This window comes from Escherichia sp. TW14182 (assembly GCF_000208525.1).
In the GTDB taxonomy this organism is placed as follows: Bacteria; Pseudomonadota; Gammaproteobacteria; order Enterobacterales; family Enterobacteriaceae; genus Escherichia; species Escherichia ruysiae.
On sequence record NZ_AEJZ01000030.1, the window covers coordinates 1 to 13,099 of the forward strand.

At 51.3% G+C, this 13,099-nt stretch carries 14 protein-coding genes; 11 read left to right on the forward strand and 3 right to left on the reverse strand.

The window, feature by feature from the left end; genetic code table 11:
- The 8 genes from EQY_RS0103300 to EQY_RS0103340 all read left to right on the forward strand — a co-directional run.
- A partial coding sequence (locus EQY_RS0103300) for an elongation factor 4 family protein (protein WP_000001888.1) occupies positions 1-725 on the forward strand: 725 nt, incomplete at its 5' end.
- Between the two features lie 15 nt (positions 726-740).
- Complete coding sequence (gene lepB, locus EQY_RS0103305) at positions 741-1,715, forward strand: signal peptidase I (RefSeq protein ID WP_000002530.1); 975 nt, start codon at positions 741-743, stop codon at positions 1,713-1,715.
- A gap of 272 nt (positions 1,716-1,987) precedes the next feature.
- The gene (rnc, locus tag EQY_RS0103310; protein ID WP_001068343.1) at positions 1,988-2,668 is read left to right on the forward strand and encodes a ribonuclease III; all 681 of its coding nucleotides are present in this window, start codon (positions 1,988-1,990) and stop codon (positions 2,666-2,668) included.
- Positions 2,665-3,570 (forward strand): GTPase Era, encoded by a 906-nt coding sequence (gene era / locus EQY_RS0103315; RefSeq protein WP_000020741.1) that lies wholly within the window; start codon positions 2,665-2,667, stop codon positions 3,568-3,570. Before rnc ends, era begins: the two co-directional genes overlap by 4 nt.
- 11 nt (positions 3,571-3,581) lie before the next feature.
- Positions 3,582-4,310 (forward strand): DNA repair protein RecO, encoded by a 729-nt coding sequence (recO, locus tag EQY_RS0103320; RefSeq protein WP_000399395.1) that lies wholly within the window; start codon positions 3,582-3,584, stop codon positions 4,308-4,310.
- A gap of 11 nt (positions 4,311-4,321) precedes the next feature.
- Positions 4,322-5,053, forward strand: coding sequence for a pyridoxine 5'-phosphate synthase (pdxJ, locus tag EQY_RS0103325; protein WP_001297412.1), 732 nt, complete (start codon positions 4,322-4,324; stop codon positions 5,051-5,053).
- Complete coding sequence (gene acpS, locus EQY_RS0103330) at positions 5,053-5,433, forward strand: holo-ACP synthase (RefSeq protein WP_000986026.1); 381 nt, start codon at positions 5,053-5,055, stop codon at positions 5,431-5,433. Before pdxJ ends, acpS begins: the two co-directional genes overlap by 1 nt.
- A 439-nt stretch (positions 5,434-5,872) precedes the next feature.
- Positions 5,873-5,953: a hypothetical protein gene (locus EQY_RS0103340; protein WP_038808854.1), complete on the forward strand. Its 81-nt coding sequence runs from the start codon at positions 5,873-5,875 to the stop codon at positions 5,951-5,953.
- Between the two features lie 193 nt (positions 5,954-6,146).
- On the opposite strand, the gene yfhL is transcribed toward EQY_RS0103340, so the two are convergent.
- Both yfhL and EQY_RS0103350 read right to left on the reverse strand, forming a co-directional pair.
- Positions 6,147-6,407, reverse strand: a complete 261-nt coding sequence (gene yfhL, locus EQY_RS0103345; protein WP_001196294.1) for a 4Fe-4S dicluster ferredoxin YfhL — start codon at positions 6,405-6,407, stop codon at positions 6,147-6,149.
- Between the two features lie 55 nt (positions 6,408-6,462).
- Positions 6,463-7,311: a MurR/RpiR family transcriptional regulator gene (locus EQY_RS0103350; RefSeq protein ID WP_001013783.1), complete on the reverse strand. Its 849-nt coding sequence runs from the start codon at positions 7,309-7,311 to the stop codon at positions 6,463-6,465.
- 208 nt (positions 7,312-7,519) lie between these two features.
- On the opposite strand from EQY_RS0103350, the gene yfhb reads away from it, so the two are divergent.
- Positions 7,520-8,155, forward strand: coding sequence for a phosphatidylglycerophosphatase C (yfhb, locus tag EQY_RS0103355; RefSeq protein WP_000190663.1), 636 nt, complete (start codon positions 7,520-7,522; stop codon positions 8,153-8,155).
- Between the two features lie 57 nt (positions 8,156-8,212).
- A complete protein-coding gene (gene tadA, locus EQY_RS0103360) occupies positions 8,213-8,716 on the forward strand; it encodes a tRNA adenosine(34) deaminase TadA (protein ID WP_024212382.1) in 504 nt (167 codons plus the stop codon).
- On the opposite strand, the gene mltF is transcribed toward tadA, so the two are convergent.
- Positions 8,713-10,269: a membrane-bound lytic murein transglycosylase MltF gene (gene mltF, locus EQY_RS0103365; protein WP_000734183.1), complete on the reverse strand. Its 1,557-nt coding sequence runs from the start codon at positions 10,267-10,269 to the stop codon at positions 8,713-8,715. The genes tadA and mltF overlap by 4 nt on opposite strands.
- 257 nt (positions 10,270-10,526) lie before the next feature.
- Between mltF and purL the strand changes: the two genes are divergently transcribed.
- On the forward strand, positions 10,527-13,099 hold a 2,573-nt coding region (purL, locus tag EQY_RS0103370), incomplete at its 3' end, for a phosphoribosylformylglycinamidine synthase (protein WP_024212383.1).

The following is a 13,099-nucleotide window of genomic DNA, read 5'->3' on the forward strand; positions in this document are numbered from 1 at the left end:
ACGACCTTGACCTGATTACTACCGCTCCGACAGTAGTGTATGAAGTAGAAACTACGGCGAAAGAAGTTATCTACGTCGACAGCCCATCCAAGCTGCCAGCGGTGAATAACATCTATGAATTGCGCGAACCGATAGCAGAGTGTCACATGCTGCTGCCGCAGGCGTATCTTGGTAACGTCATTACGCTATGCGTAGAAAAACGCGGCGTACAGACCAACATGGTTTATCACGGTAACCAGGTGGCACTGACGTATGAGATCCCTATGGCGGAAGTGGTACTCGACTTCTTCGATCGCCTGAAATCTACCTCGCGTGGTTATGCGTCTTTGGATTACAACTTCAAACGCTTCCAGGCGTCCGACATGGTGCGTGTTGACGTTTTAATCAACGGTGAACGTGTTGATGCGCTGGCGTTGATCACCCACCGTGATAATTCGCAAAACCGTGGTCGCGAGCTGGTGGAGAAGATGAAAGATCTGATCCCCCGCCAGCAGTTTGATATCGCCATTCAGGCTGCGATTGGAACGCACATCATTGCGCGTTCCACCGTGAAACAGCTGCGTAAAAACGTACTGGCTAAATGTTATGGCGGCGATATCAGCCGTAAGAAAAAGCTGCTGCAGAAGCAGAAAGAAGGTAAGAAACGCATGAAGCAGATCGGTAACGTCGAACTGCCGCAGGAAGCGTTCCTCGCCATTCTGCACGTCGGCAAAGACAACAAATAACCATTAGGAGTTGGCATGGCGAATATGTTTGCCCTGATTCTGGTGATTGCCACACTGGTGACGGGCATTTTGTGGTGCGTGGATAAATTCTTTTTCGCACCTAAACGGCGGGAACGTCAGGCAGCAGCACAAGCAGCTGCCGGGGACTCACTGGATAAAGCAACGCTGAAAAAAGTTGCGCCGAAGCCAGGTTGGCTCGAAACCGGCGCTTCTGTATTTCCGGTGCTGGCTATCGTATTGATTGTGCGTTCGTTTATTTATGAACCGTTCCAGATCCCGTCAGGTTCGATGATGCCGACTCTGTTAATCGGTGACTTTATTCTGGTAGAGAAGTTTGCTTACGGCATTAAAGATCCTATCTACCAGAAAACGCTGATCGAAACCGGTCATCCGAAACGTGGCGATATCGTGGTCTTTAAATACCCGGAAGATCCAAAGCTTGATTACATCAAGCGTGCGGTGGGTTTACCGGGCGATAAAGTCACTTACGATCCGGTTGCGAAAGAGGTGACTATTCACCCGGGATGCAGTTCCGGTCAGGCGTGTGAAAACGCGCTGCCGGTCACCTACTCAAACGTGGAACCGAGCGATTTCGTTCAGACCTTCTCGCGTCGTAACGGCGGGGAAGCAACCAGCGGATTCTTTGAGGTGCCGAAAAACGAAACCAAAGAAAATGGAATTCGTCTTTCTGAACGTAAAGAGACACTGGGCGATGTAACGCATCGTATCCTGACCGTGCCGATTGCGCAGGATCAGGTGGGGATGTATTACCAGCAGCCAGGACAACAACTGGCAACCTGGATTGTTCCGCCGGGTCAATACTTCATGATGGGTGACAACCGCGACAACAGCGCGGACAGCCGTTACTGGGGCTTTGTGCCGGAAGCGAATCTGGTCGGTCGGGCAACGGCTATCTGGATGAGTTTCGATAAGCAAGAAGGCGAATGGCCGACTGGTGTGCGCTTAAGTCGTATTGGCGGCATCCATTAATAGCTTATCTTCGTTCACGTTGTCGCCGTTATGGCGACAACGTGAATTATTTATGAGATAAATCTCCCGTGACTAACGACATCCCCCGTCGTTGTGTATAGAATATTCCCCCGAAGTTTAAGGTTGGCACCTCCAGGTCGCCACGGCACACGAAACAGCGTTGGTCCCCATATACAGGTCAACTGAAACTGCTGCAAAGCTGTTAGCAGAACCCTGCATATCAGGTCTGTTTCGTGTGCTGAATTGTTGACGCATTTATTTATTGGTATCGCATGAACCCCATCGTAATTAATCGGCTTCAACGGAAGCTGGGCTACACTTTTAATCATCAGGAGCTGTTGCAGCAGGCATTAACCCATCGTAGTGCCAGCAGCAAACATAACGAGCGTTTAGAATTTTTAGGCGACTCTATTTTGAGCTACGTTATCGCCAATGCGCTGTATCACCGTTTCCCTCGTGTGGATGAAGGCGATATGAGCCGGATGCGCGCCACGCTGGTTCGTGGCAATACGCTGGCTGAACTGGCACGCGAATTTGAGTTAGGCGAGTGCTTACGTTTAGGGCCGGGTGAACTTAAAAGCGGTGGATTTCGTCGCGAGTCGATTCTTGCTGACACCGTCGAAGCATTAATTGGCGGCGTATTCCTCGACAGCGATATTCAGACCGTCGAGAAATTAATCCTTAACTGGTATCAAACCCGTCTGGACGAAATTAGCCCAGGCGATAAACAAAAAGATCCGAAAACGCGCTTGCAAGAATATTTGCAGGGGCGCCATCTGCCTCTGCCAACTTATCTGGTAGTTCAGGTACGTGGCGAAGCGCACGATCAGGAATTTACTATCCACTGCCAGGTTAGCGGCCTGAGCGAACCGGTGGTTGGCACAGGTTCAAGCCGTCGTAAGGCTGAACAGGCTGCCGCCGAACAGGCGTTGAAAAAACTGGAGCTGGAATGAGCATCGATAAAAGTTACTGCGGATTTATTGCTATCGTCGGACGTCCGAACGTTGGCAAATCCACATTGCTGAACAAATTGTTGGGGCAGAAAATCTCCATCACTTCCCGCAAAGCGCAGACAACCCGTCACCGCATTGTGGGTATCCATACTGAAGGCGCGTATCAGGCGATCTACGTCGATACTCCGGGTCTGCATATGGAAGAAAAACGCGCCATTAACCGCCTGATGAACAAAGCGGCGAGCAGCTCCATTGGCGACGTTGAGCTGGTGATTTTTGTCGTTGAAGGCACCCGCTGGACGCCGGACGATGAAATGGTGCTCAATAAGCTGCGTGACGTTAAAGCGCCGGTGATCCTCGCGGTGAACAAAGTGGACAACGTGCAGGAGAAAGCCGATCTGCTGCCGCATCTGCAGTTCCTGGCAAGCCAGATGAATTTTCTCGATATCGTACCGATCTCTGCCGAAACCGGGCTGAATGTCGACACTATCGCAGCAATCGTGCGTAAGCATCTGCCTGAAGCGACCCATCACTTCCCGGAAGATTACATCACCGATCGCTCGCAGCGATTTATGGCGTCTGAAATCATCCGTGAAAAACTGATGCGTTTCCTCGGTGCTGAACTGCCGTACTCCGTGACCGTGGAGATCGAACGTTTCGTCTCTAACGAACGCGGCGGTTATGACATCAATGGTTTGATTCTCGTTGAGCGTGAAGGGCAGAAGAAGATGGTGATTGGCAACAAAGGGGCCAAGATCAAAACCATCGGGATTGAAGCGCGTAAAGACATGCAGGAAATGTTCGAAGCGCCTGTCCACCTTGAGCTGTGGGTGAAAGTGAAATCCGGCTGGGCCGATGACGAACGTGCGCTGCGTAGTCTCGGTTACGTTGACGATCTCTAAGAGTTACTCCGATGGAAGGCTGGCAGCGCGCATTTGTCCTGCATAGTCGCCCGTGGAGCGAAACCAGCCTGATGCTGGACGTCTTCACGGAGGAATCGGGACGCGTGCGTCTGGTTGCTAAAGGCGCACGTTCAAAACGTTCTACCCTGAAAGGCGCATTGCAGCCTTTCACGCCTCTCTTGCTTCGTTTTGGCGGGCGCGGTGAAGTCAAAACGCTGCGCAGTGCCGAAGCCGTCTCGCTGGCGCTGCCATTAAGTGGTATTACGCTTTACAGCGGTCTGTACATCAACGAACTTCTCTCCCGCGTGCTGGAATACGAGACCCGCTTCTCGGAACTCTTTTTCGATTACTTGCACTGCATTCAGTCTCTGGCAGGTGCCACTGGTACGCCAGAACCGGCGTTGCGTCGCTTTGAGCTGGCGTTGTTGGGGCATCTGGGTTATGGCGTCAACTTTACCCATTGTGCGGGTAGCGGTGAGCCGGTAGATGACACCATGACGTATCGTTATCGCGAAGAAAAAGGATTTATCGCCAGCGTAGTTATCGACAATAAAACTTTCACCGGGAGGCAGTTGAAAGCGTTATACGAGCGGGAGTTTCCTGACGCCGACACATTGCGTGCCGCGAAACGCTTTACCCGCATGGCGCTTAAGCCTTATCTTGGCGGTAAACCTTTAAAAAGCAGGGAACTGTTCCGGCAGTTTATGCCTAAGCGAACAGTGAAAACACATAATGACTGATGAGGATTGTCATGGCTGAATTACTGTTAGGCGTCAACATTGACCATATCGCAACGCTGCGTAATGCGCGTGGTACTGCTTACCCGGATCCGGTGCAGGCGGCGTTTATTGCCGAGCAGGCGGGCGCGGATGGCATTACCGTGCATTTGCGCGAAGATCGTCGCCACATTACCGACCGCGATGTGCGAATCCTGCGTCAGACGCTGGATACCCGCATGAATCTGGAAATGGCGGTGACCGAAGAGATGCTGGCGATTGCCGTTGAGACGAAGCCGCATTTTTGCTGCCTGGTGCCGGAAAAGCGTCAGGAAGTGACAACCGAAGGCGGCCTGGACGTTGCAGGTCAGCGTGACAAAATGCGCGATGCTTGCAAACGTCTGGCAGATGCCGGGATTCAGGTTTCTCTGTTTATCGACGCCGATGAAGAACAAATTAAAGCTGCCGCTGAGGTTGGCGCACCGTTTATTGAGATTCACACCGGTTGTTACGCTGATGCCAAAACTGATGCTGAACAGGCGCAAGAACTGGCGCGTATTGCCAAAGCTGCGACCTTTGCCGCAAGCCTCGGTCTGAAAGTTAATGCCGGTCACGGCCTGACCTATCACAACGTGAAAGCCATTGCTGCCATCCCTGAAATGCACGAACTGAATATTGGACATGCCATTATCGGTCGTGCGGTGATGACCGGACTGAAAGATGCGGTGGCAGAAATGAAGCGTCTGATGCTGGAAGCGCGTGGCTAATGGCAATATTAGGTTTAGGCACGGATATCGTGGAGATCGCCCGTATTGAAGCGGTGATCGCCCGATCCGGCGATCGCCTGGCACGACGCGTATTAAGCGATAATGAATGGGAGATCTGGAAAACGCACCATCAGCCGGTGCGTTTTCTGGCGAAGCGTTTTGCCGTGAAAGAAGCGGCGGCAAAAGCGTTTGGTACAGGGATCCGCAATGGCCTGGCATTTAATCAGTTTGAAGTGTTCAACGATGAACTCGGCAAGCCACGGCTGCGGTTGTGGGGCGAGGCGTTAAAATTGGCAGAAAAGCTGGGTGTCGCACATATGCATGTGACGCTGGCAGATGAACGCCACTATGCTTGCGCCACGGTAATAATTGAAAGTTAAAACTCTTTCTCGAACACCTAAATAATACCGTTCTTTTAAAAAGTAAAACCCCCGAACTGGTAAGGAACGGGGGTTTTACTTTACAACTTTAAAATTTTGCAGCACACGATTCCAACGAAAATGATTATGGATCAATTTATCTGACCTGTACAAGCAACTTGCAATCTCTGACATAAAAAATTCGAGCCGGGACGAAGAATTTAATATTGATGAGAAGATTAACGTGACCGCTTTTTCATAAGTACATTAGAATCGACATCGTTATTGGCGATTTTGCTGTGTTCTACACCATACCACTGAATTCCCCCATTGAAACGAGTGGTGTCGTCAAAGCTCTGGTGTGGAGTGCAGCACTCGATTCCAATAACTCGCACGTTCAGTTTTGGGGAGATGTAAGGGCTAATCTGAACGGCTGCATTCCTTGTTTAAGGAAAAACGAATGACTGATTGTCGATGCCTTATTAAACGGGTAATTAAAGTCGTCATTGCTGTTTTACAGCTGATCCTTCTGTTCTTATAACATCAGGAAACGTACTTAAGGCGCGTCGGCTTAACCAGTCTGACGCGCCTTTAATAATGATAATTAAGTGTCTGCGCAGATATTATAGAAATTCATTCAACGAATGTTTTTATTAATGACATCATGAAAATAAATATAATAATTTCGTTTTTACACGAGTGAATAAGTAATATCCTGCTCCAGAGGCAAAATACTAAATCTTATCCGCATGATGCATCAGCACAAATTTGTCCCACAACTGTTCTTCTGTTTCAACATGCGCCGGATCTTTCACAATAGTATTGGGGATCGGGCACACTTTCTGGCAGGTTGGCGTCTCGTAGTGACCTACGCATTCGGTACACTTATCGCTGTTAATCTCGTAGATATGTTCACCCATCGAAATCGCCTCATTCGGGCATTCGGGTTCACACATATCACAATTGATGCATTTTTTAGTGATTAACAGCGCCATAAGGAAACTCTCAAAACAACACAAACCGGGCGGGCATTATACGCGCATTCTTTACTCAAACCAGTTTTTTCACCAGCGCCTCACTATGACGAATACGTTCAGGTGCCAGTTCCAGATCCTGCTGGATCAGCGCAATGAACAGCAAATCCGTTAACATTCCCTGAGCATGACATGCGGAGATCGAAGCACTGTTTGTCGCTTGTTCTTCGGCAATGGTATACAGGCAATGAGAAGCGCGCTGTTGCAGGGCATTGGGGGTAAAACCGGTGATTGCCAGCACTTTTCCACCCACTCGTAGCATTTCATCTGCTGCCAGGTTTAACTCCCGCCGTACACCTGTGTATGAGATGGCTAATAACAAATCGTCCGGTGACGAAGCTTGCACTGTAGCAAGCAACGCGTGCATATCACACTCAGCGGCAGCATTAAAACCAATCTTCATCAGCTTCCAGGCAAAATTCTGCGCCACCAGACCGGAAGCGCCGATACCAGTCAGAATAACCCGTCGCGCAGAACGAAGCATCGACACGCATTCATGTAGCTTCTCCTCACTATTGACGTTCAGTGTTGCGTACATGGCAGCCGTGTTTTCTTTAATCAGTTTTTCGCCAACCAGTCGTAACGAATCATTACCGCGAATTTGGTTATGAATGGGTACGGAAGGTGATTCCGGTTGGCTTGCCAGAGCTTCGCTTAACGCCAATTTAAGTGCCGGAAAACCTTTATAGCCAAGTTTTTGCGCGAACTTCACTACGCTGGACTGACTGACTCCGGCTTCGTTGGCCAGTTGTTGGGAACTAAGGTGGCGGGCAGTGTCCGGTTGTAGCAGGAGATAATCCGCCAGCTTTTTATCACTCTGGGCAAGCCCCTGGTAACGCTGACGGATACGAAGTAGGCCGTTCATATCTTTCCTCGCGATGAATTAATGGCGACAACAGGCAATATGAGACACAAGCGAGAGAATATTATATTCCATCAAAGTTAATTGCCATGAATTAAAAATTCCAGTCAACCATTATGCGATAGATTGTTGCCGGAAAAGTGATGATCTATCTGTTAGGCTATCTGGTAGTGAAAATTAATCAGGATGTATCAGTCCAGAGGGGTGTGGTTTGGCAACTCACGAGCGTCGTGTGGTGTTTTTTGACTTAGATGGAACATTGCATCAACAGGATATGTTTGGCAGTTTTCTGCGCTACTTACTGCGCCGACAGCCGCTGAATGCGTTACTTGTTCTGCCGCTGTTGCCGGTCATTGTCATTGCATTATTAATCAAGGGGCGAGCGGCACGTTGGCCGATGAGTTTGCTGCTATGGGGTTGTACCTTTGGTCATAGCGAAGCACGTTTACAGGCGTTACAAGCCGATTTCGTGCATTGGTTTCGCGACAATGTCACTGCTTTCCCGCTAGTGCAGGAACGTCTGACCAGCTATCTGCTAAGCTCCGATGCTGATATTTGGTTGATTACCGGTTCCCCTCAGGCTTTGGTCGAAGCGGTTTATTTCGATACGCCGTGGCTGCCACGCGTTAATCTTATCGCCAGTCAGATCCAGCGCGGCTATGGTGGCTGGGTGCTGACCATGCGCTGTCTCGGTTATGAAAAAGTCGCGCAACTGGAACGCAAAATCGGCACACCGCTGCGGCTGTACAGTGGCTATAGCGACAGTAATCAGGACAATCCGCTACTCTATTTTTGTCAGCATCGCTGGCGGGTAACGTCTCGCGGTGAACTCCAGCAACTGGAATAGAGTAAAGCATAGCGTCCGTGTATAATGCGCCGCGCTTTTATAACCGGAGTTTTCTTTTTGTCTGAAGTCGAATTTAGCCACGAATACTGGATGCGTCATGCGCTGACGCTGGCGAAACGTGCCTGGGACGAGCGAGAAGTGCCGGTCGGCGCGGTATTAGTGCATAACAATCGGGTAATCGGCGAAGGATGGAATCGTCCGATTGGCCATCATGATCCTACTGCACATGCAGAAATCATGGCGCTGCGGCAAGGAGGGCTGGTGTTGCAGAATTATCGCCTGATCGACGCCACGTTGTATGTCACGCTGGAGCCATGCGTGATGTGCGCAGGAGCGATGATTCACAGCCGCATTGGTCGCGTAGTCTTTGGCGCTCGTGATGCGAAAACTGGTGCCGCCGGATCATTAATGGATGTGCTGCACCATCCTGGTATGAATCATCGAGTGGAAATTACGGAAGGAATACTGGCAGATGAGTGCGCGGCGCTACTCAGCGATTTTTTCCGAATGCGCCGCCAGGAAATCAAAGCGCAGAAAAAAGCGCAACCCGCTACAGATTAATTTCGTTTCTCTTCACTTCCCTTCCTGGAAAACAGTAGAGAAGGGGAGTGCGTCAGATAATTAGATGACGACTGCGAAAGAAACGAGAGAAAGGGAAATTTTCCCTTTCCTAATTCAGCAGGTGATACCGCCGGATAATCCTGCGCCAGTTGCATCGCCGCTTCTGTAGCCTGCTTCTCTTTCTCTTGCAGATAACCCACCAGGCTAATCTGATACTTACGAATATTTTCGACATAAGCATAGGCTTCATGCCCACGCGCGTAGCCGTAAGTCAGCTTGCTGTAATAGGGTTTCTGGCTAAGTAAAGGCAGACGCTGTTTGACATCGGCCCAACTGTCAGGATTGCCTTTGGTTTTTGCCGTCAGGGTGCGGGCGTCCAGCATATGCGCATAGCCCATATTATAGGCGGCGAGCGCAAACCAGATCCGCTCATTTTCTGGCACGCTCTCTGGCACTTTACTCATCATATTCTGTAAGTAACGCGCGCCACCGCTGATGCTTTGTTCGGCATCAGTGCGGTCGGTAATGCCCAGGCTTTGCGCGGTATTTTTGGTTAACATCATCATGCCGCGTACACCGGTCGGCGAAGTGGCCTGTGCATCCCAGTGCGATTCCTGATAAGCAATCGCGGCCAGCAAACGCCAGTCAATTTCTTCGGCGTATTTCTCAAACAGCGGCTTTAACTGCGGCAGTACTGCATCAACGGCGCGTAAAAATGTGCGCGTATCAACGTAATCAAAATCATCGCCATGTCCGAGATATTTCTCTTCAATACGCGCCAGTGTGCCGTCCTCATTCATTTCATTGAAGAAGTCGAGCAGAGCCGCAGAAAGCGTATTATCGTTATCTAATTGACTAAACCAGGTTACCGGTTGTTCATCGGTGATATCCAGTGCCACAGCAAGTTCCGGGTGAACGCGCTGAAACAGGCTGATAGCGACAGAATCGGCAATGGTGTAATCCAGCTTACCTTCGATAACATCTTCCATTAACTCCACAGAACCTTTTCTGTCGTCCACTTTCCAGCTTAATTCCGGGAACTTAGTCTCTTTCAGTTTTTGCAGATCGTTAATGACAACATGCCCGGGAGCGACGGACAACTGTTCCGCCGTCAGATTGCCCAGCGTCCGTGGTCGATACTGACCTACTTTATAGACCAGTTGTTGTGAAACGGAATAATAGGTTGGGCCAGGCTGATAATTTTTAACCCTTTCGCTGTTATAGACCAGTCCCGCCGCCAGCAGATCGGCATCACCGTTATCGAGATCGTCAAACAACTGGCTGATGTTCTGCCGTACGGTGACTTTCAGTTTTACGCCGAGGTAATCGGCAAACTGTTTTGCCAGTTCGTAATCCAGACCAAAAGGTTTACCGTTGATTTCGTTATATGTCAGGGGAGTATGAATGGTGCTCACGCGCAACTCTCCCCGCGCTTGAATGGCGGCGATACGATTGTCGGCTTTACCAAACCAGGGAATGGATGGCCAGAGAGCGACCGCGAGAAGCAGTGCCAGAATGCCGATGAACAGATAATTAATCTTTAATTTTTTCAATTAGTTAATTCTCTGTGTCGTGCGCGTCCCAGCCTGAAAGATCGTAATGCTATTGAAAGGTTTACTCATAAATGAGCGGCATTTTGCGTAAACTTGCGCCAGTTGGCAACTTATTACAGAGATTGGCGGCACGCGTTGCTAATTCATGAGGGCGATTTTATTTCCACGCAAACGGTTTCGTCAGCGCATCAGATTCTTTATAATGACGCCCGTTTCCCCCCCTTGGGTACACCGAAAGCTTAGAAGACGAGAGACTTATGATGGAAATTCTGCGTGGTTCGCCTGCATTGTCGGCATTCCGAATCAACAAACTGCTGGCACGTTTTCAGGCTGCCAGGCTCCCGGTTCACAACATTTACGCCGAGTATGTCCATTTTGCTGACCTCAATGCGCCGTTAAACGATGATGAGCACGCACAACTTGAACGCCTGCTGAAATATGGCCCGGCACTCGCCAGCCACGCCCCGCAAGGTAAACTCCTGCTGGTGACCCCGCGTCCAGGCACCATCTCTCCCTGGTCTTCGAAAGCGACCGATATCGCCCATAACTGCGGGCTGCAACAGGTAAACCGCCTTGAGCGCGGCGTTGCTTACTATGTAGAAGCCGGTACGCTGACCAATGACCAATGGCAGCAGGTTACCGCTGAACTGCACGACCGCATGATGGAAACGGTCTTTTTCGCTTTAGATGATGCAGAGCAGCTGTTTGCTCATCATCAACCGACTCCGGTTACCAGCGTTGATTTGCTGGGGCAGGGGCGTCAGGCGCTAATCGACGCTAACCTGCGTCTTGGCCTGGCACTGGCGGAAGATGAAATTGACTATCTGCAGGATGCTTTCACGAAGCTTGGTCGTAACCCGAACGACATAGAGCTTTATATGTTCGCCCAGGCGAACTCTGAGCACTGCCGTCATAAGATTTTTAACGCCGACTGGATTATTGACGGTGAACAGCAGCCGAAATCGCTGTTCAAGATGATCAAAAACACCTTCGAAACTACGCCGGATCACGTTCTCTCTGCTTATAAAGATAACGCCGCCGTCATGGAAGGGTCTGAAGTGGGCCGCTACTTTGCTGACCACGAAACGGGCCGCTACGATTTCCATCAGGAACCGGCGCATATTCTGATGAAAGTCGAAACCCACAACCACCCGACGGCGATTTCTCCGTGGCCGGGCGCGGCGACCGGTTCCGGCGGTGAAATCCGCGATGAAGGTGCCACCGGGCGTGGCGCAAAGCCGAAAGCCGGTCTGGTCGGTTTCTCCGTATCCAACTTGCGTATTCCGGGATTTGAACAGCCGTGGGAAGAAGATTTCGGTAAGCCTGAGCGCATTGTCACCGCGCTGGACATCATGACCGAAGGCCCGCTGGGCGGCGCGGCGTTTAACAACGAATTTGGTCGCCCGGCACTGAACGGCTACTTCCGTACTTATGAAGAAAAAGTGAACAGCCACAATGGCGAAGAGCTGCGCGGTTATCACAAACCGATCATGCTGGCGGGTGGGATCGGCAACATTCGCGCCGATCACGTACAAAAAGGCGAGATCAACGTTGGTGCGAAGCTGGTCGTTCTCGGCGGCCCGGCAATGAACATCGGCCTTGGCGGCGGCGCGGCGTCCTCCATGGCGTCTGGTCAGTCTGATGCCGACCTCGATTTTGCTTCCGTACAGCGCGACAACCCGGAGATGGAGCGTCGCTGCCAGGAAGTGATCGACCGTTGCTGGCAGCTTGGTGATGCCAACCCAATCCTGTTTATCCACGACGTTGGCGCAGGCGGTCTTTCTAACGCCATGCCGGAACTGGTGAGCGACGGCGGGCGCGGCGGTAAATTCGAACTGCGCGATATTCTGAGCGACGAACCGGGCATGAGCCCGCTGGAAATCTGGTGTAACGAATCCCAGGAACGCTACGTGCTGGCGGTTGCTGCCGATCAGTTACCGCTGTTTGACGAACTGTGTAAGCGTGAACGCGCACCCTACGCGGTGATTGGTGAAGCGACCGAAGAACTGCATCTTTCTCTGCACGATCGTCATTTTGATAATCAACCCATCGATCTGCCGCTGGACGTGCTACTCGGCAAAACGCCGAAGATGACTCGCGATGTACAAACGCTGAAAGCGAAAGGCGACGCGCTGGCCCGTGAAGGGATCACCATCGCTGACGCGGTGAAACGCGTGCTGCATCTGCCGACCGTGGCGGAGAAAACTTTCCTGGTGACCATCGGTGACCGCAGCGTAACCGGCATGGTGGCGCGCGATCAGATGGTGGGGCCGTGGCAGGTGCCGGTCGCTAACTGTGCGGTCACTACCGCCAGCCTCGACAGCTACTATGGCGAAGCGATGGCAATTGGCGAGCGTGCGCCGGTTGCGCTGCTGGATTTCGCCGCATCTGCCCGTCTGGCGGTCGGTGAAGCGTTAACCAATATTGCCGCAACACAGATTGGCGATATCAAACGCATTAAACTTTCCGCGAACTGGATGGCAGCGGCAGGTCATCCAGGCGAAGATGCGGGCCTGTATGAAGCCGTTAAAGCTGTGGGCGAAGAGCTTTGTCCGGCGCTGGGCCTGACGATCCCGGTGGGTAAAGACTCTATGTCGATGAAAACCCGCTGGCAGGAAGGTAACGAAGAGCGCGAAATGACGTCGCCGCTGTCGCTGGTGATTTCCGCATTTGCCCGCGTGGAAGATGTACGTCACACCATCACGCCGCAGCTTTCTACCGAAGATAACGCACTGCTGCTGATTGATTTGGGCAAAGGCAATAACGCGCTGGGCGCAACGGCGCTGGCGCAGGTTTATCGTCAGCTTGGCGACAAACCGGCAGATGTACG

What these genes read in the sequence shown, in the direction of transcription:
- acpS (WP_000986026.1), top strand. Translation starts at nt 5,053, where the DNA reads ATGGCAATATTAGGTTTAGGCACGGATATCGTGGAGATCGCCCGTATT.
- rnc (WP_001068343.1), top strand. Translation starts at nt 1,988, where the DNA reads ATGAACCCCATCGTAATTAATCGGCTTCAACGGAAGCTGGGCTACACT.
- pdxJ (WP_001297412.1), top strand. Translation starts at nt 4,322, where the DNA reads ATGGCTGAATTACTGTTAGGCGTCAACATTGACCATATCGCAACGCTG.
- EQY_RS0103350 (WP_001013783.1), bottom strand. Translation starts at nt 7,311, where the DNA reads ATGAACGGCCTACTTCGTATCCGTCAGCGTTACCAGGGGCTTGCCCAG.
- yfhL (WP_001196294.1), bottom strand. Translation starts at nt 6,407, where the DNA reads ATGGCGCTGTTAATCACTAAAAAATGCATCAATTGTGATATGTGTGAA.
- EQY_RS0103340 (WP_038808854.1), top strand. Translation starts at nt 5,873, where the DNA reads ATGACTGATTGTCGATGCCTTATTAAACGGGTAATTAAAGTCGTCATT.
- lepB (WP_000002530.1), top strand. Translation starts at nt 741, where the DNA reads ATGGCGAATATGTTTGCCCTGATTCTGGTGATTGCCACACTGGTGACG.
- recO (WP_000399395.1), top strand. Translation starts at nt 3,582, where the DNA reads ATGGAAGGCTGGCAGCGCGCATTTGTCCTGCATAGTCGCCCGTGGAGC.
- era (WP_000020741.1), top strand. Translation starts at nt 2,665, where the DNA reads ATGAGCATCGATAAAAGTTACTGCGGATTTATTGCTATCGTCGGACGT.